Raw genomic sequence first — 19843 nt, forward strand, 5'->3', positions numbered from 1 at the left:
TCATCCTCCTCACATTAAAAACCCTCACTAAGCATTCATTTTACCATAACTCAGTAAGGGTCATCAATCATCGACTAATTAAAAAGTGGCAAATATTCCCCATAACCCGCTTCTTCTAGCGCATCTTTCGGAATAAAACGCAGCGCCGCCGAGTTAATGCAATACCGCATTCCCCCAGCCGCACGAGGACCATCCGGAAAAATATGTCCTAAATGCGAATCAGCATCCACCGACCGCACCTCCGTACGAATCATACCATGCGATAAATCACGCTTTTCCGTCACTTCCTGCGCATCGATTGGCTTTGTGAAACTTGGCCAACCACATCCCGCATCGTACTGATCATTCGAAGAAAATAACGGCTTGCCAGAAACAATATCGACATAAATCCCAGGCTGATTATTATCCCAAAACTCATTATCAAACGGGCGCTCTGTTCCTTTTTCCTGTGTGACTTTATATTGCAATTCATCTAGTTCCTTTAGGCGTTTTTCCTTATCCTCGTGGTTCATGCGTGCTCACCCTTTCCAATTCGTATCGATAAACGGGTCTCTTCCTGAATGACTACGATAGTTCTTATAATGATCTGGGTCTTTCTTGTAAAAATCTTGATGATACTCTTCCGCCTTGTAAAACGGACCAGCTTCCTCAATTTGCGTGACAATCGGATTTTTAAACCGACCGCTTGCATCTAAGTCCGCCTTGGATTTCTCCGCAATCACGCGCTGTTCTTCCGACGTATAGAAAATCACCGGACGATAAGACGACCCGCGATCAACGAATTGACCACCCGCATCCGTCGGGTCCGTTTGTTGCCAGTACACATCTACCAATTTATCATAAGGAAATACTTCCGGATCAAACGTAATTTCAACCGCTTCTGTATGTCCCGTCTTTTCACTACAAACCTCTTCATAGGTCGGATTCACCGTATGACCACCCGTATACCCTGCAACCACACTTTCAATTCCTGGCTGCGTATCGAACGGCTTAATCATACACCAAAAACACCCACCTGCAAAAATCGCTTTTTCACGCATTATTTACCCCTCCACTTCCTTATTCTGTAGGTACTAACAGTGTAAACGAAATATCGTCTTTCTTCAAATCAAGCGCATCAACGCGAACTTTCATACCGCCTTTAAGCTTGAGTTTGTTCACATCTAAATAAATCTTCGCGTTTTTCGGTGAAATCGTTACCCAATCTGGCAATTCAAACTGGCTTTTCACGTATTTCATCACATAAGAGACTGGAAGTGGCAGTGCGCCTACTTTCAAATCCACTTGCTGCAACACAACGACACCATCTTTACGCAACGTCGGCGAGAAATTAATACTCAAATCCACCGGTTGCCCTAAAAAATGCGCTTCGGCTTTAAAAACGACATCGTCCGCCAAGTACACATCATACGCCACATCCGCGTCTTGATCTTCTTGAAAGTCCTGCAAATAATGCGCAATCAACTTATTCAAATCCGCCTTATTCGTAGACGATGAAAACTCCACCATATCCTTCGTACTCACCAAACGCCCAGCATCTTCTGGCACATTCGGCGAAAACCAGAAAATCGACATGTATATCCACCCAAAACAAAGTACTAGTATGCCGATAAACGTCAGAAACGCCCATTTCCAGTAGTTTGTTTGCTTATCTTTTGACCTCAACAGCCGTCACCTTCTTCACTCTATATTTCCATCTTCAATCGATGTTACTATTTTTTTGTATAACGCATTCGCCATTTTCTCGTATCCCGAATGATTCGGATGGAAAAAGTCATCAGCAAGATTCGGATTTGCCTTCCCAACCTTCGTTGCGCCACGTTCTTCTAGCTGCTCATTAATTGAAATAAAGTACGCGTTTTTCTCCGCTTTCAGTGTCTTCTTCGTTGCCGCATTCCAATTCGCGATAATATCATCAAACACTTTCATATCGCTAAAGTACGTCGTATACGGATTATAAATACCAAATAAATAAATCGGCGCATCCGCATTTAAACTGCGAATCTCATCCAATAGTTCCTTCAAATTAGCATCAAACGCTTGGCTTGCCTTCGTAAAATCTTTCTTTTTCGCATCGAGTAGTTTCTGACGAACGACTTTCATGACGTCATTGCCACCGATAGTAATCGAAATCGCGTCGGCTTGCTTCACACTTTTCTGAAAATCTTTCTGTGTTTCCAATCGTTTCATCAACTGATCAATCCGATTGCCGCCAACGCCATAATTTTCCGTCGTTACTTTTTCAACATCTTCACGTTTTTTTAGGTCGTTTTTGACGATGCCGACATAGCCGCCGTCTTTTTTCTCATCGCCCGAACCTTCTGTTAACGAATCGCCCATCGCCACTAAACTGACGTTTACGCGAGCCGCTTCTTGTTGCTGTTTTTGGATAACATAAAAGCCAAGAATGGCCGCAGAGAGAATAATAACAATCCCTGCGAGCCAAAGTATTTTCTTATTCACATTTGTTCACCTAACCTACTCTGTATAATAAATCATTGCAAAAGCGCCATTTCCGGCATGTGTTGAAATAACCGAATCAGCATTTAATAACTTCACTTCTGGCAAATGAAAAATTTCTTTGGCTTGCGCTCTGATTTCTTCTGCCATTTGCAAACCGTTGGCGTGTACGACGTTGAATTCCTTTACTTTCTTTGTTTCGGCTTTCAGTACGTCGATTAAATAGTTCATCGTTTGTTTCTTACTGCGAATCTTTGCTTCTTCGACAAGTGCGCCATCCTGTAGTTTGGCAATCAGTTTAATGTTTAACAAACTGCCAATGATGCCTTGCATCCGACCGACGCGTCCGCCTTTAATGAGGTTTTCAAGCGTCACGACGCAGATGTATAATTTTGTTTTGGCGCGAATCGATGCGATTTTTGTTAAGATGTCTGCAACAGTGTGGCTTCCTTGTTCAGCCATTTTCGCGGCTTCGATGACTTGGAATGCCAAGGCGCGCGCGATGTAATCCGAATCAATAACAGTTACTTTGCCGTCCACCATGTCTGCAGCTTGTTGCGCGGTTAATACAGTACCGCTTAATTTCTCTGTTAAGTGAATCGAGAGAACTTCGCTACCGTCTGCTGTTAGTTCCTCGTAAAGGTTTACAATTGTACCAATAGCTGGTTGTGAGGATTTGGGAAGTTGCTTCGAAGCTGCCATTTTTGACATAAACACTTCTGGTTCGATTGTTGTTGCGTCATATGTTTCGCCGTCGATTTCAACGGTTAACGGTAGAATATGAATGTTGTATTGCGCCACTTCTTCCGGCGTTAATCCAGCTGTTGAATCTGTTACAATCTTTATCTTTGTCATTAATTCCACATCCAATTCTAGTATCTTTCCTCTCATTATAGCAAGAAAAACCTAAATGTACTATTCTAATTGCGAAATATCAGGCAGAAGTCGTACTGTTTTGCGCATTCTTTACCTTATCTTAAACTTTAACTGCCTCAAAACACTTTCTATTTCAGCAAAATAAGCGTATGATAAGATAGATAAAGAAAAATTAATTTTTCAGAAAAGTTTGGTGATAAATATGCACGAAGCGTACAATTGGAAAGAAGAAGTAGCCAATGCCATTACGCATGGTATTGGATTTCTACTCAGTATTCCAGCGCTCATTATGTTGATTATTTTTGCGGTACAACGAGACAATCCGGTGTATTTGATTAGTTTTTTGATTTATGGCATTTCGCTCGTATTGCTTTATTTTTGCTCAACGATGTTGCACAGTTTTAAACCTGGGAAAGCGAAGCAATTGTTCAATATTTTGGACCATGTGGCGATTTATGTATTGATTGCAGGCTCTTATACGCCGCTTGTGTTAATTACATTGCAAGGCTCGCTTGGCTGGACATTGTTTGGCGTGATTTGGGGCTTAGCCGCGGCAGGAATTGTGTATAAATGTTTCTTGCTCGGTAAGTGGAAGATCGTGTCGACACTGTTCTATCTATTGATGGGTTGGCTCGTTATGATTGCGATTAAGCCGCTTTATCAAACGCTTGACCCTGTTGGTTTTTGGATGCTGGTGACTGGCGGGATTATGTTTACCGTTGGCGCTGTGTTTTATAGCATTCCAAAAGTGCCATACATGCACGCAATCTGGCATTTGTTCGTGATTGCGGGAACTGGGTTTATGTATTTTTGTATTTTGTTTTATGTATGAGAAAATAGGAATTTCCGCTTCGTTATGATTCGGGAACTCCTATTTTTTATTTAGAGGTAATCCAGCCGAAGATGAGGAAAAAAACGCATAATAGCAGCAGGACGATGGCTGGGGCTAATACGACAAACCAAGCGATGCCAAACAAGAGGAGCAGTAATGCGAGGAAAAAGCCTAGATGGATCCAAGCTAATCGCTCTTCTGGAACGCGATATAAATGAAATGTTGCTGAAAAAGCGAGAACATAGACTAAAATCGAGCCAAATAAGAATAAAATAACGAAATGATACGCGATATTTGGAAAAACAAGCATTTTGATGGCTGCCGCGGTCGTTGATAAGGATAAAAACAAGAATAAGTGACCATAAATAATTAATTGCCCCGCAGTTTTCATTTCTTTGTCTAGTTTTTTCTCTAAGTTATCGAAGTATTGCCACCAGATAAGTAATACCAGGATGATGGCAGATGCTGCGTAGCATATCGAAGACACGTTCATCACTTCTTCGGATAGTAATGAGATGACCGCGACGATGGATTCTCCGAGCAGTATAATCGTGAATAAGCCGAAACGTTCCAGCAAATGTTCGGTATGAATCGGGACTTGGCGTAGTTTTTTTCTACCAATGATGGGCACCACGATGTCAAGTGCGATACCAAGATAAAGCACGACGTATCGCCATTCAGAATCTAGAAATAGTGAGATTGAAGAAACCAAAATGCCAATCCAAAAATATTTACCAAGAAACAGCGCTGCGCCTCGTCGTTCGGCCTGTTCTTTTTTTGCGGCAAAAAGGTATTGTATCGCGGTTATCATTCGCAAACCGATGTAGCCAATGAAAAATGTGATATAGGTCGCGTCAAAATTAAGATTGAAACTGGAAATCATTAGCAAGACAAACATAATTTCCAGAGCAATCAACAAACGCTGTGGTAGCAAGTCATTGCCGTAACGGTTGATGAACAATGTCTGCCCTGTCCACGCCCACCATAACGGCACAAACATCAACACAAATTTCCAAAAGACGCTCCACTCGAGTACGCCGTGTTCGATATGGAGCAATACGTGTGTCACCGAAGCAATCGCGCCAACAAACAATAAATCAAAAAACAATTCTAGCCAGGTTACCTTTTTTGGCATGTTATTCTCCCCCATCTTCCCTACTCGACTTATTATAGCGAAACATGCTTCTGTATGTCACTTTATTTTCTTTTAGTGTGGCATATTAATCATTTGCATTCTATTATGTCATACTATATAATAAACAGCGTATCCTATTTTGAAATGAGGTGACCGAAATAAAACTCTCCGCAAGACAGCTAGAAATCATTGAATTTGTGAAAGCAAATGAACCAGCGACTGGTGATCAAATTGCTGGCTCCCTGAACTTGACGCGTGCGACGATTCGTGCCGATTTATCGATTTTGACGATGACTGGCATTTTGGATGCGCGGCCGAAAGTTGGGTATTTTTACTCGGGGCTTGATTTGAATCCGACCATTTATGAAGATATTCGCCAGCTGACCGTCGCTGATATTATGACCACTCCTGTATTTGTCACAAAGGAAACGTCGATTCACGATGCGATTGTGACGCTTTTTCTAGAGGATACTGGCAGTTTGTACGTCGTGGAGGCGACCGAACTTATCGGGATTGTCTCGCGCAAAGACTTACTGAAAGGCGCGCTTGCCGATACGGATAAAAAGGCTACACCAATTGCCACCATTATGACGCGGATGCCTAATATTTTGACGGTTACACCCGCAGATTCCGCTTTGTTCGCCGCCCAACAGCTCGTTATTCACCAAATCGACTCATTGCCGGTCGTAGAGGACAAAAAAGCGATTGGAAAAGTTTCCAAAACACGATTGGTGCAACTTTTCGTAGATACGTTTAAAAATGAATAATTCGGAGGTAAAAATGAAAGATACTGTCATCATTTACGTTATTTCAGATGCAATTGGAGAAACTGCGCAACATTTAATACGCGCTTCAACGGCTCAATTCACATTAGAAGGTGGCGCCGATATTCGCCGTCACGCCTTCGTTCGTGATGCCGAAACGCTGATAGAAATTCTCGGGGAAGCCAAAAATGCAGACGCGATTATCGTGCAAACATTAGTACAAAAAAAGCTAGCCGTCATCGCAAGCGACTACTGCGCGGAACATGGTTTGCCGTGTATCGATCTTGTTTCCAATTTAACCGCCGCCATCGAGCAAAAAACAGGACAGAAATCCAAAGAAGATCCCGGCAACATGCGCAGACTCGATCAACATTATTTCGATCGTATCGCAGCCATTGAATTCGCTGTCAAATACGATGATTGCAAAGATCCACGCGGGATTTTAGAAGCAGATATCGTTCTTGTTGGTATTTCCCGCACGAGTAAAACACCGCTTAGCAGTTATCTCGCCAATCAGAATTACAAAGTTGCCAATGTCCCACTCGTTCCTGAAATCCCGATTCCTACCGAACTGACACAAATTCCGAGAAATCGCATTATCGGTCTAACGAACAGTCCTGAAAAACTGGCTGCTATTCGTAAAGTCCGCCTAAAATCGATTGGTTTGGATGAAACGAGCAGTTATTCGAGTGAAAATCGGATTTTGGAAGAACTCGACTATGGCTACCGCATTTTTAAACAGCTTGGTTGCCGCGTCATTGAAGTGGAAGATAAAGCCATTGAAGAAACCGCCGCACTGATTATCGAAAAAGTAAAATAGCCCTTGTTTTAACAAAAATCTAAAATAGAGGTGAGCGTTTTGAGAAAATTTGTGTATCATTTTAATGAAGGTTCGAAGGAAATGAAGTACTTACTAGGTGGAAAAGGCGCCAATTTAGCGGAAATGACGAATATTGGTCTACCTGTTCCGCCCGGCTTTACGATCACGACAGAGGCTTGTAAAGACTATAATGAGCACCACCAATACTTATCGGATGACATTTACACAGAAATGATGACGCACATGGAAATTTTAGAACAGGAAACAGGGAAGAAATTCGGTGACGCTGAAAACCCACTGCTGATTTCGGTTCGCTCTGGCGCTCCTTTTTCGATGCCAGGGATGATGGACACGATTCTTAATTTAGGCCTGAATGATCAGTCGGTGCAAGGATTGGAGCGCGTGACGCAAGATGCTCGGTCTAGTTATGATTGCTACCGCCGCTTTATTCAGATGTTTGGCGATGTTGTATTCCGCATTCCAGGTTACCGCTTTGAGCAGGCGCTTTCTGATTTGAAGGAACGCAAAAATTATACGCTAGACACCGAGCTCACCGCTGCTGATTGGCAAGAATTAATCGCGGTTTATAAAGCGCTTTATGTATCCGCTTCCGGACGAGAATTCCCGCAAAATCCGTTAGAACAACTCCGGCTTTCGATTACGGCCGTGTTTGATTCTTGGGAAAATCCGCGAGCCGTTGTGTATCGGAGATTGCATCATATTGATAATCAACTTGGAACCGCTGTCAATATTCAGTCGATGGTGTTTGGGAATACTGGTGATACGAGCGGGACGGGGATTGCTTTTACGCGGAATCCGTCGACGGGTGATAATGTATTCTTCGGTGAATATTTATTAAATGCGCAAGGCGAGGATGTTGTCGCGGGGATTAGGACGCCAGAGCCGATTTCGCATTTGGAGGATACGATGCCGGATGTATATCAACAACTGCTGGACGTCGCTGCTCTGCTGGAGTTACATTATTTAGATATGCAAGATATTGAATTTACGATTGAAAAAGGCGAACTGTTCGTGCTGCAAACGCGCAACGGGAAACGGACGGCGCAAGCTGCGATTAATATTGCGGTAGACCTCGTTCATGAAGGTAAAATTTCGAAGGATGACGCGATTATGCGAATTGATACGGCGCAAATTGATCAACTCCTCCACCCTTCTTTTGATGAAACGAGTCTTGCCAATGCTTCGGTGCTTGCGACGGGACTTCCTGCTTCACCGGGTGCTGCGACGGGGCAAATTTATTTTAACGCTGAGGATGCTGTCACTGCTGCTGAACGTGGCGAAAAAGTGATATTAGTACGGAATGAAACGTCACCGGAAGACATTGAAGGCATGGCGAAAAGTGTTGCGATTTTGACGGCACATGGTGGTATGACTTCACATGCGGCTGTGGTAGCGCGCGGAATGGGCAAGTGCTGTGTCGCCGGATGTGATGCTATCGCGATTGATGAAACGAAGAAAACACTGCAAAGTGCGACAGCGACTTTACATGAAGGTGACTTTTTATCACTAAATGGTTCGACGGGAAACGTGTATGTTGACCAAATCCCGCTTGTTGAGACGGAAATTGGTGGTCATTTTGAGGAGCTTATGGGTTGGGTGAATGAGACGAAGAAACTTGTCGTGCGCGTCAATGCAGATTCGCCGAACGATTTGGAAGTTGGCCTTCATTTTGGCGCGGAAGGTGTTGGCCTGTGCCGTACGGAGCATATGTTTTTCCAAGAAGACCGAATTCCATATGTTCGCCAAATGATTATCGCCGAGTCAAAAGAAGAGCGCCTAATCGCCCTCTCCCATCTAAAAGCGATGCAGAAAACCGATTTTGCAGGAATTTTCCGAGTTGCCAATGGAAAACCAGTCAATATTCGCCTCCTTGACCCACCACTTCATGAATTTTTACCAAAAACCGATGCAGATATTGCAAAACTAGCACAAGAAATCGGCAAACCTGCGGATGAAATCAAGCAACGCGTACACGATTTAGCCGAAACAAACCCAATGCTTGGCCATCGCGGTTGCCGCCTCGCCATCACGTTCCCAGAAATCTACATGATGCAAGCCGAAGCAATTATCGAAAGCGCCATCGCGATTCACGACGAAGGCATTGCCGTTTATCCCGAAATCATGGTACCACTCGTGGCGAGCAGAGAAGAAATCGCGCTAATTAAAAAACAACTAAAAGAAGCCATTCAAACGATTTTCCGTAAAGAACAGCTCGTATTGCCTTTTGATATTGGCACCATGATCGAAATCCCACGCGCTTGCGTAACGGCAGACGAAATCGCTGAAGAAGCCCAATTTTTCAGCTTTGGAACCAATGATTTAACACAATTAACGTTCGGCTTCTCGCGAGATGACGCAAATAAATTCCTGTATGCCTACCAAGAACAGAAAATCTTGCCTACCGACCCCTTCCAATCCATTGACCAAAAAGGCGTCGGCGCGCTCGTCACAACAGCCGTACAGCGCGGTCGCATGACAAACCCATCGTTAAAAATGGGCGTATGCGGCGAACATGGCGGCGACCCCGCTTCCATTCAATTTTTCCATAAGTTAGGGCTTCAATACGTCTCTTGCTCTCCTTACCGAATCCCGATTGCGCGTATTGCTGCGGCTCAAGCTTCGATTTTGGAGGAACAGCAAAAAGTGAAGATATAGTGACACATATAGCAGGAAAAACATCTTATCTGTAAACAACAAGGACCCCAAGGTTAGAAAATCTAGCTTTGGGGTCCTTGTTATTTACTATCCAAAATCCTTATTTTAAAAGCCTTCCATTGTTATCCTTTATTTATGCTCAGAAACTCTTCGAATGTATTTGTTACAATGTAGGTTTCCGGATCTAATTCACCAGACTCTTCGTGGTTCCACACACATACAACAGGCTTTTCTCTGTTCTTTCTAAAATCCAAACAAAGAAAATCTCCAGCAAACAAAACAGCAATGGGAAGAATATCTGCACCAATCAGCTCCTCATTATCTGTCAACCTATCTTCCAACTGTGTCAGAGTCACATCTATATCATATATTCCAAATTCATTATCCCTAGGTACATCCAATAAACATAAAAACCTGTCAATAGTATATTCGTGATTATTGCAGATGAAAGTTCCATCTACTGGAATACCACCGTTATTCTCTTTTAAAAATGCAACAAAATCAATAGGTAAACTTACTCTCCAAAATCCTTCTTTTCTTTTAAATAACTCTTCTGTTGGCAATGGATAAACTATTGTATCTTTCTGAATCAGCATTTTTTACCCTCCTAATTTTTTATCTAGGCGCATCAGCCCACATACCTGTTGTCCGTCCTCCATTATGGGGAGTTATATTGTGAATTCCGTATTCCACCAATTCCATTTTCCCTGGAATTTCTGTATGGTGCCAAGTTACACCTTCTCTATGCCCACCAATCGAATTATCCAACCATTGAAATTGTTCTTTGTCTGACATTTTCCATAGGCTTTCTGGCAAATATACTGTTTTTTCTACAACCCCCGCTTTAGCAAAATCAGCATATCCGTACCTAAGTCCATCGGTTTTCGCTACTTCAACCTTTGGAATATAACCATTCGCTGTCGCCTGTTCTTTGATAAGCCTCTTTTGTTTAAGCGTCAAAGCCTCAGAACCAGCAATATCTTCTCCCCAAGACCATGGTTGATTCGATTGTATCTTATCTGCATAAACTTTGGCATAGTCATCTATAACACTGTCAAATGATTTACTTCCCTTTACATATCCTTCAATATTCTTAAAAGTTAACTTACTCGCTCGTTCTGCCAATTTGCTCATATTATCCGCTTGTTTAATTTTGTCAACACCTTCAAATAGAAACTTAAATTCCTCTGTTCGCGTAGATGCTTTAATAGCCTTTGCTGTTTTCCCTAACTTTCCAAACGGAATGAAGTTCAAACTGTAAATCCTGCTGCTGTCGATTGTTCAAATTCGCTCAACGGTTCTTTTGTAATCGGATCAAGCCCTGTTCTCCAGCGATAGATATCAAAAATAGGCGTTATCATATCAATGAGGAAAATCGCATTTTTCATGCCTGCTAACACATGTGCTTGTTGCCATTTCGCATTGTCATAGGTTGCTTTGCCATCCAGTTTCCCGTCTTTCGTGACAAATCCAGCCACATTGCCTTCTGGTGTCACAGGTAATGGGCCATCTTCCGCTGCCTTGATTAGTCTTGCTGTTTCATTCTCTTTTGCCAATTTCGCTATTGCTTCTTCACGCGCCGTCCATTGTTTCTGCAATGCCGAACGCCATGTCATATTCAAGCCCATCATATGGAAAGTCCCTGTTTTAGCTTGGAAGGCTTTATCACTATCAATTTCTGCTAAGCCTTGGACAATATTCGCTGTTAAATCCATGGCGCGGTCAAACGAAGTCGCTGTCTCCGCATCAAACTGATACAATGCCTCCAACTTCTCCTGCAATTTCTGCTTCAAATCCACAAATATCGGCGTAATTAACGCCATCCCAACGACATTATTGCTCAGCTTTTCAATATCCTGAATCTGAGTGTCCAATTGTCGAATCTGATCACGCACCTCATGCTCTATCACATCGGTCGTTGCCACATCTGCTCGGAACTTCTGTGGAAATGCTTGATTTTGCCGTATCAATTCCTCACACAAACAAATCATGCCCTGCGCTAATGGTCGATACGTCGCCGCAAAGTACTGTTTGGCACTGTCATACGTTTTTCCCTGCAACTCTCGGTCAAATGCGAATTCATTCACCGCACGCATCAAACCTTCCATTGCCTCTATCATGTCATGATACGACGCCACCATGCTCTCCGATTGTGCATCGATTTCACCTAAAAAGACATTCAAACTCATGCCTGCTCACCGCCTAACGCTACTTTTCGACGAGCCGCATAATAGTCCGATTCCTTTTCCAGCAACGCACGCTTTTCCTGTTCCAGCCTGACCTGTTCCTCCGCCATGCCATCCACGACATGAAAATGTTTTCGCTGATAGTCATGTTGCTGCGTATCCAAAAATACCGCCATTTCTCGGTCACGATGCCATGTGCTACCAAGTGCATCAAACAACCGATTGTTCCGATTATGTATAACATCCACTTCATCCAGCAACTGTTTCTGCCTTCGAATTTCCTGTTCCTTCGCATACTGGTCATCCGCGACATTCTGCAACCGCTGATTCCAGCTATCTATTTCTCTATCCCTCTCACTCATCTGCCATCCCTCATTTCCCAATGCGCGGGGCTGTACCTGAAAAATCCAGTCCGTTCCCAACTTCGTGAACCATCCGTTCAAATTCCTGCGCGACCGAGCGAATATGCGCCACGTCCCGTCCAAAACTCCTACCCAATTGCATCATCAAATGCTTCACTTTATCTGAGCTCTGTTTGGCATCCTGACTCACCTTCACACTCGTCCGATTCGCCTGTTGTGTCTGCTTCAAACCTGATTGCCACATCGCATCTGTCGCGTGTCCCATCGAAGTCGCCACCTGATGTGCCTGTCCAATATTACTTTTTAGTTGGCTCATGTAACCCCTCCCATATCTGTATTCTTCTATTATATGCAATATTTACCCAACTGTACAGCCTCTCCTAACACGAAAAAAGAAAATATACTCTATTCTCCCCATCGGAACATCTGCTGAAATCTTTAAACTTCTATTCTTGACAAAACTTCCATTTCCATGTAATCTAATACCAACAAAACTTATCGGAATTATAAACTTTTATGATTCCATTGTTTTTAAAGGGAGGATTTTATTAGATGGATACAACTTTTTTAGTCATTAACTTAATTGTTGCCGCACTTATTATTTTTCTATTCATGTTCTTACAGCGACGCCATGTTTCATTTTCTAAACGTGTGTTACTTGCGCTTGGTGTAGGGATTGTCGCGGGATTTGTGTTGCAATTTATTTACGGAGCAGCCTCAGACGTTACGAAACAAACAACGGATTGGCTTGGAATTATCGGTGGCGGTTACGTGAAGCTGCTTCAAATGATTGCCATTCCACTGATTTTTATTTCGATTGTCACAGCTTTTACACGCTTACAGTTAAAAACAAATATTGCTAAAGTTGGTATGTGGATTATTGGTACACTTGTTATTACGGCGGCCATTGCGGCTTTTGTCGGTATTGGTGCTGCCCTCTTGTTCCACTTAGATGCTAACAATATTTCTCAAGGTGCTACAGAAGCGGCGCGAGCTACGGAATTACAAGATAAATTCGCAGGAATTAGCGACCTCACTTTCCCACAAAAAATCGTGGAATTACTGCCAGCTAACCCATTCCTTGATTTCACTGGCGCACGTGCAACTTCTACTGTAGCTGTCGTGATTTTCGCAGCGTTTATCGGTGCTGCATTCTTGGGTGTGCAACGGAAGCAACCAGATGAAGCTGCTGTTTTTGCCAAAGGTGTCGACGCGATTTATGCGATTGTTTTACGTATTGTGAAATTGATTTTGCGTTTAACGCCTTATGGGGTTTTCGCGATTATGACAAGCACGGTGGCGTTAAGCGATACATCGGCGATTTTAAAACTTGGTAATTTTGTTATCGCTTCGTACGCGGCATTGATTGCTATGTTTATTATTCACCTTGTAATTGTCGGATTTACAGGTACAAGCCCAGTAACCTACATTAAAAAAGCCCTACCAGTTCTGACTTTTGCCTTCACTTCAAGAACAAGTGCTGGAGCGATTCCATTAAACATTGATACGCAAAAGAAACTTGGTGTTCCTGAAGGAATTGCTAACTTTGCAGCATCATTTGGTTTATCGATTGGGCAAAACGGTTGTGCCGGTATTTACCCCGCGATGTTGGCGATTATGATTGCCCCTGCTGCCGGTATTGATCCGCTTTCTTGGAAATTTATTTTAACGGTCGTTCTAGTTGTAGCAATCAGTTCGTTTGGTGTAGCTGGTGTCGGTGGTGGTGCAACATTTGCCGCGATTATCGTACTTTCTACATTGAACTTGCCAATTGGTCTTGCGGGTGTGTTGATCTCTATCGAACCACTGATTGATATGGGCCGTACAGCTCTAAACGTAAGTGACAGTATGGTCGCAGGAATCGTCACAAGTAAAGCGACCGGCGAACTGAAACACGAGGAACAAACATTAGCAGAAGAAATTTAAAATGAGATAAGAGATGCAGTGCCTAAAATTGGGCTTGCATCTCTTTTTAATTGACTGGAGTGCACTCTAAGGTGGTAGACTTAAGTCATAATGCAAATTAGGGGGAAAACGATGAAAAAAACATTATTCTTCATGCGACACGGTCAAACCTTATTTAATGTCCGCAAAAAAATTCAAGGTTTTTGCGATGCGCCACTGACAGAGCTTGGCGTGAAACAAGCTCAAATTGCAGGTGAGTATTTTAAGACACACAATATTGTATTCGATAAAGCGTATAGTTCCACCTCAGAGCGAGCTTGCGATACACTCGAACTGATTACAGATATGCCCTACAAGCGTCTAAAAGGCTTGAAAGAATGGAACTTCGGTACCTTCGAAGGGGAAAGTGAGGACTTGAATCCCCCGCTACCTTACGGTGATTTCTTTGCAACATTTGGCGGAGAAAAAGAGATGGATTTCCGCGCACGACTTCTTACGACGATGGAGAGTATGATGTCGCAATCAGATCACGACACTGTCCTTGCCGTTTCTCACGGAGCAGCCTGTGCACAGTTCGCCAGACATTGGGAAGGCACGAGCAAAATCGGCAAAATTAGCGGCCTGAAAAACTGTTGTATTTTGCAATTTGAGTATGAAGATGGCCAGTTTACACTTGTGGATTTTATTAATCATGATTTTGAAAAATTAACCTAATGAAAAACCGTAAGAACGTGTGGCGTCAGTGCCCTGCATTCTTACGGTTATTTTTATGCCGTTTTTGTTCGTAATGTTGGAACGATAATTCCTGCTAACACGAGGCAAATCGCTAAATACGTGAAGGTGGTCGCGTATGAACCTCCTGAAATATCGAGCAGTTTTCCGATGACGATTGGTGAAATGACGCCTGCGATGGAGCCGAGGCAGTTGACGACGGATGAGCCTGTAGCCATTTGGTCGGTTGGCAAAATATCGACCACGATTCCCCAGAAGATACCTTGTGATAAAAAGAGGAATAATGCTGTGACGCATTGCAATAACAAGGCTAGCTCCATCGACGGGACTTTGATAATAAGTGCAAGTGACGCTGCTGCTACTAAAATCGCAATGGCAAAAATGAAACGGCGCTGATTCTTAAAACGGTCAGACATCGCACCACCGACTAACATCGCGACAGTTCCAACTAAGTATGGCAACGCATTATAAAACCCTGTCGCCTGCAAGCTCAAGCCTCGCGCGTTCATTAAATACGACGGTAGCCAAGACGTGAAGCCCCAAAAGGTGAGATCAAAGAAAAACCACACCAGTCCGGCCTTCCATACTAAACTATTTTTAAAAATGGCTGAAACTTTCGCTTTTGGTTGATCAGTTTGTAGTTCTGGTTCATCATCTTCTAGCTCCTGCAGAGCCTCAGCGCTCATCCGCGGATTATCTTTCGGGTTATCGCGCACTAATCGGTAGAATAAAAACGCTACCACAAAACCAGGAATCGCTAGAAAAACAAAGAGATGTCTCCAGCCAAAAATACTAATAAAATAAGCTGCTAAAACACTGGCAAATGCAGGCCCGAGTGTATTGACGGTCGACTGAATACTTGTCATCCGACCACGCAATCGTTTCGGATAATATGTCGCAATCGCCTTGTAGGACGATCCAGGCAGCGGCGCCTCACCTAATCCGAAGAAAAATCGCACGCCTAAAAATAGTGGATAATAAAAGATTACACCAGTTAACATCGTAAACAACGACCAAAAACCGACAGCGATACTCGTCATTTTGCGAAAACCAAATCGGTCCGCGAGCATCCCACCTGGAATTTGAAATAAAGCGTACCCCATGAAAAAGGTACTAATAATTAACCCTTGATGCGTCGAAGTTAACTTGAAATCCTCTGCTATGTAAGGTAGTGCAACCGTAATCACCATACGATCTAAAAAAGAAAGTAACCAGCAAAACCAAAGTAAAGCCAAGACTGTACCACTAGCTCGCCATTTTGCATTTTTGAAAAACATTGTTTCTAGCCCCCTATCTTATCTTGCTGCTATTACAATCGTTTGTTTCTATATTCTTCTAAATTAACACACAATTCTCAATCTGTAATTAGCCATTTTGAACAACATTTAGCATGTCAATAGGCAAAATAAACAAGGACGCATATTCAGCTCGTCCTTGTCAAAATAACACTTATAAGAAAACCCATATAGGCTACAAAAAGAATAATAAACCAAGCAAAAAAGAGGCGCGACGTCGTTTCTTTTGCTCGCCAAATACCGATAATGCCAACGATAAGCAGCAACAAAACATATTTTGAAAAAGAAACAAGCATCATCACTAAATTATTGGCCGGTTCACTAAAACCAAACATAATGCCCATACCGATACATAAAAAAGTGACTAGAAAATAGCCTAACACATGAAATCGCATCACGACTTCCTTCGCCGGATTCTCCTCACGCATGGGTCTTTTTTTCATACCAGCCATACCAGTAATCCAAATCATTCTTTTCATCGCGAACGCCGTCTTCACGCTTCACGAGGCGCCAATTTTGCCAATCAAATTCCGGAAAAATCGTATCTCCGCCACAATATGCCTCCACATGCGTTACCACGAGTGCATCTGCGTCCTCTAAAAACAGTCGGTAAATTTCGGCACCACCTGTAATATAAACCTGCTTGTCACGCGCGATTTCTAGCACTTCTGCTTTATCATACAACACTTTGGCATCTGCTAGCGAATAATTCGGATCGCGTGTCAACACAAGATTTTCTCGGTTCGGCAATGCTTTTCCAATCGATTCGTACGTTTTGCGACCCATCACGATCGTATGGCCGTTCGTCTCTTTTTTAAAATGTTGCAAATCAGCAGGCAAGCGCCACGGCATCGTATTATCCTTGCCAATGTAGCCGTCCTTGTCCTGCGCCCAAATAAAAGTTAACATGCGTTGCCCTCCTTAAACCGAAATCGGCGCCTTAATCGCTGGATGCGGATCATAACCCTCTAACGTAATATCCGCCACATCAAAATCAAAAATCGAAGCTGGCTTATCCGACAAAACAAGCTTTGGCAACGCGCGAGGCGTCCGTGACAACTGCTCTTTCACCTGTTCGATATGGTTATTATACAAATGCGCGTCCCCCATCGTATGCACAAACTCGCCAACATCAAGTCCCGTTTCCCGCGCAATCAAATGCGTCAGTAACGCGTACGACGCAATGTTAAACGGCACACCAAGAAAAATATCGGCACTCCGCTGATACAACTGACAGCTCAACTTCCCGTTCGCAACATAAAATTGGAACAACGTATGACACGGCGGTAACGCCATTGTCGGCACATCTTCTGGATTCCAAGCCGACACAATTAGACGCCTTGAGTTCGGATTCGTTTTAATCATTTCAATCAAATCCGCCAACTGATCAATCGTCTCACCCGTTGAAGTGCGCCATTCTCGCCATTGCTTACCGTAAATATTCCCAAGTTCCCCATACGTACTCGCAAAAACGTCATCCGCCAAAATCCGCGATTTAAAACTAGCCATTTCTTCTAAATACACAGCCTTAAACGCTTCATCTTGCTCCGCACGCAAACCAAAATCCGTCATATCCGGACCCGTGTATTCCGAACTCGCAACCCAGCGCTCAAACGCCCACTCGTTCCAAATATTATTATTATGTTCTAACAAATAACGAATATTCGTATCGCCATGCAAAAACCATAACAATTCACTCACGACCAACTTAAACGGCACACGCTTTGTCGTCATAATCGGAAAACCTTCCGCTAAATCAAAACGCATTTGATAACCGAACGTACTAATCGTCCCAGTTCCCGTCCGATCTCCTTTTTGCGTCCCGTTTTCCAGTACAAATTTTTCTAAATCGAGATATTGTTTCATGCCTGTGCCCTCCTTTATCTTAATCCGCAAACTGCGATAAATATTCCCAACGTTCCATCAAGCGTTCCAGCTCAGCTTCTGCCTCTTCCAGCGCTGCATTCAGCTCACCGGCTTTCGTAAAATCACTACCAACGGCCTCTAAATCCTGATGCAGCGTCGCAATCTTGCTTTCCTGCGCCTCAATCACATTCTCAATATCGGCCCATTCCCGCTTTTCTTCAAACGTATGCTTCACTTTTTCTTTCGGTTTCTCCGGCTTTGGTTCCGCTTTTTCAACCACTGGCGCTACATTCGGCTTCGCTTTCTTCGTGTCCAACGTCGCCAAAAATTCACTATACTCCCCAAGATACGTCTTGATTTGACCAATCCCCGTGAAAACGAGTAATTTCTGCGCGATTTTGTCCAAGAAATACCGATCATGGCTTACCGTAATTACCGTGCCGTTAAACGTCTCCAAATAATCTTCTAAAACCGTCAACGTCTGCGTATCCAAGTCATTCGTCGGCTCATCCAGCAAAAGAACATTCGGCCGTTCCATCAAGATTTTCAGCAAGAACAAACGACGCTTCTCGCCTCCGGACAAACTCCCAATCTTCTTCCCGTGCGCAACTGGTGGAAACAAGAAGCGTTCCAACATATTAGACACCGACACAACTTCACCGTCCGACGTTTTTACCGTCTCGCCAGCTTCTTGCAAATACGCAATCATCCGCTGATCTGGGTCCATTTCTTCATTTTGTTGCGTATAGTAACCAATTCGCACCGTTTGCCCTGTCGAAATCTCACCAGCATCCGGCTCTATCCGCCCAGCCAGCATATTAAGCAACGTCGATTTCCCCGTCCCATTATTCCCCGTAATCCCAATCCGTTCTCCCGGTTGAATAATTAAACTGAAATCCTGCAACACATGCTTTTGCGCGAAACGCTTCTCCACATGATCCAACGTAAAAACTTGCTTTCCAAGCCGTGACGTCGCAAAATCCAACTGCAATTCCGCATCATCCGTTTTTGTCTTCACTTTTCCTTCTAAATCGGCAAACCGGTCTTGGCGTGCCTTTTGTTTCGTCGAACGCGCCTTAGCCCCGCGTCGCATCCACGCCAGTTCCTTCCGGTACAAGTTCCGATTTTTCTCGCCTTCGCGCGCTTCATTATCCATCCGAATCGCCTTGGCTTCCATGAACTTCTCGTAATTTCCCACATACCGATACGCCGTCCCGCGGTCAATTTCTAGCATATGATTCGTCACCCGATCCAAGAAATACCGATCATGCGTCACAAGCAAAACCGCACCACGGAACCGATTCAAATAATCCTCCAAAAACCGAATCGACGTAAAATCAAGATGGTTCGTAGGCTCATCTAAAATCAATAAATCCGGCGTCTCAATCATTACTTTTGCAAGACCTACCCGTTTGCGCTGACCACCAGACAAAGACCCCACTTTCGCCGTCAAATCCGTAATCCCCAACCGATCCAAAATCGTCTTCGCATCCGTGTTCACATCCCACGCATTCGTAGCATCCATCTCGTGCTGCGCTTTCGTAAACCGATCATGTAGCACCGTATCATCCGGATTCACCGCCATCTCAAGCAGCACCTGCTCATACTGCCGAACCGCCTGAAGCGCCCGCGTCTCCCCTTGAAAAACTTCTTCTAAAACCGTGTGCTCATCCGATAAAAGCGGGTCTTGCGCCAAGAATCCAATCGTATAATCCTTCGCCTTTGAAATCTCGCCCTTATCGCCTTCTTCTATCCCGGCAATAATCGAAAGTAGCGTCGATTTCCCCGTTCCATTCACGCCGATAACACCAATCCGCTCGCCTTCCGTAATTGCAAACGTCACATTTTCAAAAAGGCTTTTATCGCCATATGTTTTCGTCAAATTTTCCACTTTTAATTGTTTCATTATTTCCCATCCATTCCGTATATGTCTT

At 43.6% G+C, this 19843-nt stretch carries 22 protein-coding genes; 6 read left to right on the forward strand and 16 right to left on the reverse strand.

Annotated elements, in window-relative coordinates; genetic code table 11:
- Positions 1 to 74 precede the first annotated feature (74 nt).
- From msrB to EP57_RS08175, 5 genes are read right to left on the reverse strand one after another with little or no spacing between them, the layout of a single operon-like run.
- Entirely contained in the window at positions 75 to 512 is a 438-nt protein-coding gene (gene msrB / locus EP57_RS08155; protein ID WP_036085764.1) for a peptide-methionine (R)-S-oxide reductase MsrB, read from the reverse strand.
- A gap of 6 nt (positions 513 to 518) precedes the next feature.
- The gene (msrA, locus tag EP57_RS08160; RefSeq protein ID WP_036085765.1) at positions 519 to 1040 is read right to left on the reverse strand and encodes a peptide-methionine (S)-S-oxide reductase MsrA; all 522 of its coding nucleotides are present in this window, start codon (positions 1038 to 1040) and stop codon (positions 519 to 521) included.
- A 19-nt stretch (positions 1041 to 1059) separates the two neighbouring features.
- On the reverse strand, positions 1060 to 1665 hold the full coding sequence (locus EP57_RS08165; RefSeq protein WP_241480717.1) for a YpmS family protein: 606 nt from the start codon (positions 1663 to 1665) through the stop codon (positions 1060 to 1062).
- 15 nt (positions 1666 to 1680) lie between these two features.
- Positions 1681 to 2463, reverse strand: a complete 783-nt coding sequence (locus tag EP57_RS08170; protein WP_036085767.1) for an SGNH/GDSL hydrolase family protein — start codon at positions 2461 to 2463, stop codon at positions 1681 to 1683.
- Between the two features lie 15 nt (positions 2464 to 2478).
- Positions 2479 to 3315: a DegV family protein gene (locus EP57_RS08175; protein ID WP_036086176.1), complete on the reverse strand. Its 837-nt coding sequence runs from the start codon at positions 3313 to 3315 to the stop codon at positions 2479 to 2481.
- Positions 3316 to 3538: 223 nt separating this feature from the next.
- Here EP57_RS08175 and trhA point away from each other — a divergent pair, with 223 nt between their 5' ends.
- Positions 3539 to 4168: a PAQR family membrane homeostasis protein TrhA gene (gene trhA / locus EP57_RS08180; RefSeq protein ID WP_036085768.1), complete on the forward strand. Its 630-nt coding sequence runs from the start codon at positions 3539 to 3541 to the stop codon at positions 4166 to 4168.
- Between the two features lie 46 nt (positions 4169 to 4214).
- Here the strand turns inward: trhA and EP57_RS08185 are convergent, their stop codons facing one another.
- Positions 4215 to 5303 (reverse strand): low temperature requirement protein A, encoded by a 1089-nt coding sequence (locus tag EP57_RS08185; RefSeq protein WP_036085769.1) that lies wholly within the window; start codon positions 5301 to 5303, stop codon positions 4215 to 4217.
- Between the two features lie 149 nt (positions 5304 to 5452).
- Between EP57_RS08185 and ccpN the strand changes: the two genes are divergently transcribed.
- The 3 genes from ccpN to ppdK are packed head-to-tail and all read left to right on the forward strand — an operon-like array spanning position 5453 to position 9563.
- Entirely contained in the window at positions 5453 to 6070 is a 618-nt protein-coding gene (gene ccpN, locus EP57_RS08190; protein WP_114982920.1) for a transcriptional regulator CcpN, read from the forward strand.
- A 13-nt stretch (positions 6071 to 6083) separates the two neighbouring features.
- Complete coding sequence (locus tag EP57_RS08195) at positions 6084 to 6887, forward strand: pyruvate, water dikinase regulatory protein (RefSeq protein WP_036085770.1); 804 nt, start codon at positions 6084 to 6086, stop codon at positions 6885 to 6887.
- Between the two features lie 39 nt (positions 6888 to 6926).
- Positions 6927 to 9563, forward strand: coding sequence for a pyruvate, phosphate dikinase (ppdK, locus tag EP57_RS08200; protein ID WP_036085771.1), 2637 nt, complete (start codon positions 6927 to 6929; stop codon positions 9561 to 9563).
- A 122-nt stretch (positions 9564 to 9685) separates the two neighbouring features.
- On the opposite strand, the gene EP57_RS08205 is transcribed toward ppdK, so the two are convergent.
- The 5 genes from EP57_RS08205 to EP57_RS08225 are packed head-to-tail and all read right to left on the reverse strand — an operon-like array spanning position 9686 to position 12427.
- Positions 9686 to 10159: an SMI1/KNR4 family protein gene (locus EP57_RS08205; protein WP_036085772.1), complete on the reverse strand. Its 474-nt coding sequence runs from the start codon at positions 10157 to 10159 to the stop codon at positions 9686 to 9688.
- Between the two features lie 19 nt (positions 10160 to 10178).
- Positions 10179 to 10817 carry an HNH endonuclease signature motif containing protein gene (locus EP57_RS08210; RefSeq protein WP_241480718.1) on the reverse strand — a complete coding sequence of 213 codons (639 nt, stop codon included), beginning with the start codon at positions 10815 to 10817 and terminating at the stop codon, positions 10179 to 10181.
- Entirely contained in the window at positions 10814 to 11752 is a 939-nt protein-coding gene (locus EP57_RS16505) for a T7SS effector LXG polymorphic toxin (protein ID WP_052167614.1), read from the reverse strand. The genes EP57_RS08210 and EP57_RS16505 overlap by 4 nt, the downstream gene beginning before the upstream one ends.
- Positions 11749 to 12111, reverse strand: coding sequence for a DUF3958 family protein (locus tag EP57_RS08220; RefSeq protein ID WP_036085773.1), 363 nt, complete (start codon positions 12109 to 12111; stop codon positions 11749 to 11751). Before EP57_RS08220 ends, EP57_RS16505 begins: the two co-directional genes overlap by 4 nt.
- A gap of 10 nt (positions 12112 to 12121) precedes the next feature.
- Complete coding sequence (locus EP57_RS08225) at positions 12122 to 12427, reverse strand: TIGR04197 family type VII secretion effector (RefSeq protein WP_036085774.1); 306 nt, start codon at positions 12425 to 12427, stop codon at positions 12122 to 12124.
- A gap of 236 nt (positions 12428 to 12663) precedes the next feature.
- On the opposite strand from EP57_RS08225, the gene EP57_RS08230 reads away from it, so the two are divergent.
- A complete protein-coding gene (locus tag EP57_RS08230) occupies positions 12664 to 14037 on the forward strand; it encodes an L-cystine transporter (protein ID WP_036085775.1) in 1374 nt (457 codons plus the stop codon).
- A 111-nt stretch (positions 14038 to 14148) separates the two neighbouring features.
- Positions 14149 to 14730, forward strand: coding sequence for a histidine phosphatase family protein (locus tag EP57_RS08235; protein WP_036085776.1), 582 nt, complete (start codon positions 14149 to 14151; stop codon positions 14728 to 14730).
- Between the two features lie 53 nt (positions 14731 to 14783).
- On the opposite strand, the gene EP57_RS08240 is transcribed toward EP57_RS08235, so the two are convergent.
- The 5 genes from EP57_RS08240 to EP57_RS08260 all read right to left on the reverse strand — a co-directional run bounded on the left by EP57_RS08240 (position 14784) and on the right by EP57_RS08260 (position 19815).
- Positions 14784 to 16025 carry an MFS transporter gene (locus EP57_RS08240; RefSeq protein WP_036085777.1) on the reverse strand — a complete coding sequence of 414 codons (1242 nt, stop codon included), beginning with the start codon at positions 16023 to 16025 and terminating at the stop codon, positions 14784 to 14786.
- 146 nt (positions 16026 to 16171) lie between these two features.
- Positions 16172 to 16486, reverse strand: a complete 315-nt coding sequence (locus EP57_RS08245) for a hypothetical protein (RefSeq protein WP_159106424.1) — start codon at positions 16484 to 16486, stop codon at positions 16172 to 16174.
- Positions 16464 to 16952, reverse strand: a complete 489-nt coding sequence (locus EP57_RS08250; protein WP_036085779.1) for a dihydrofolate reductase — start codon at positions 16950 to 16952, stop codon at positions 16464 to 16466. Before EP57_RS08250 ends, EP57_RS08245 begins: the two co-directional genes overlap by 23 nt.
- A 12-nt stretch (positions 16953 to 16964) precedes the next feature.
- On the reverse strand, positions 16965 to 17909 hold the full coding sequence (locus EP57_RS08255) for a thymidylate synthase (protein WP_036085780.1): 945 nt from the start codon (positions 17907 to 17909) through the stop codon (positions 16965 to 16967).
- 19 nt (positions 17910 to 17928) lie between these two features.
- A complete protein-coding gene (locus EP57_RS08260; RefSeq protein WP_036085781.1) occupies positions 17929 to 19815 on the reverse strand; it encodes an ABC-F family ATP-binding cassette domain-containing protein in 1887 nt (628 codons plus the stop codon).
- Between the last annotated feature and the right edge of the window lie 28 nt (positions 19816 to 19843).

The organism is Listeria booriae, assembly GCF_000766865.1.
Taxonomy (GTDB): Bacteria; Bacillota; Bacilli; order Lactobacillales; family Listeriaceae; genus Listeria_A; species Listeria_A booriae.

Bases quoted from the DNA above. Each gene is read 5' to 3' on its own strand.
- EP57_RS08240 (WP_036085777.1), bottom strand. From the start codon at position 16,025: ATGTTTTTCAAAAATGCAAAATGGCGAGCTAGTGGTACAGTCTTGGCT.
- EP57_RS08230 (WP_036085775.1), top strand. From the start codon at position 12,664: ATGGATACAACTTTTTTAGTCATTAACTTAATTGTTGCCGCACTTATT.
- msrA (WP_036085765.1), bottom strand. From the start codon at position 1,040: ATGCGTGAAAAAGCGATTTTTGCAGGTGGGTGTTTTTGGTGTATGATT.
- EP57_RS08195 (WP_036085770.1), top strand. From the start codon at position 6,084: ATGAAAGATACTGTCATCATTTACGTTATTTCAGATGCAATTGGAGAA.
- msrB (WP_036085764.1), bottom strand. From the start codon at position 512: ATGAACCACGAGGATAAGGAAAAACGCCTAAAGGAACTAGATGAATTG.
- EP57_RS08185 (WP_036085769.1), bottom strand. From the start codon at position 5,303: ATGCCAAAAAAGGTAACCTGGCTAGAATTGTTTTTTGATTTATTGTTT.
- trhA (WP_036085768.1), top strand. From the start codon at position 3,539: ATGCACGAAGCGTACAATTGGAAAGAAGAAGTAGCCAATGCCATTACG.
- EP57_RS08235 (WP_036085776.1), top strand. From the start codon at position 14,149: ATGAAAAAAACATTATTCTTCATGCGACACGGTCAAACCTTATTTAAT.
- EP57_RS08250 (WP_036085779.1), bottom strand. From the start codon at position 16,952: ATGTTAACTTTTATTTGGGCGCAGGACAAGGACGGCTACATTGGCAAG.
- EP57_RS16505 (WP_052167614.1), bottom strand. From the start codon at position 11,752: ATGAGTTTGAATGTCTTTTTAGGTGAAATCGATGCACAATCGGAGAGC.
- EP57_RS08255 (WP_036085780.1), bottom strand. From the start codon at position 17,909: ATGAAACAATATCTCGATTTAGAAAAATTTGTACTGGAAAACGGGACG.
- EP57_RS08220 (WP_036085773.1), bottom strand. From the start codon at position 12,111: ATGAGTGAGAGGGATAGAGAAATAGATAGCTGGAATCAGCGGTTGCAG.
- EP57_RS08175 (WP_036086176.1), bottom strand. From the start codon at position 3,315: ATGACAAAGATAAAGATTGTAACAGATTCAACAGCTGGATTAACGCCG.
- EP57_RS08205 (WP_036085772.1), bottom strand. From the start codon at position 10,159: ATGCTGATTCAGAAAGATACAATAGTTTATCCATTGCCAACAGAAGAG.
- EP57_RS08260 (WP_036085781.1), bottom strand. From the start codon at position 19,815: ATGAAACAATTAAAAGTGGAAAATTTGACGAAAACATATGGCGATAAA.
- EP57_RS08245 (WP_159106424.1), bottom strand. From the start codon at position 16,486: ATGAAAAAAAGACCCATGCGTGAGGAGAATCCGGCGAAGGAAGTCGTG.
- EP57_RS08225 (WP_036085774.1), bottom strand. From the start codon at position 12,427: ATGAGCCAACTAAAAAGTAATATTGGACAGGCACATCAGGTGGCGACT.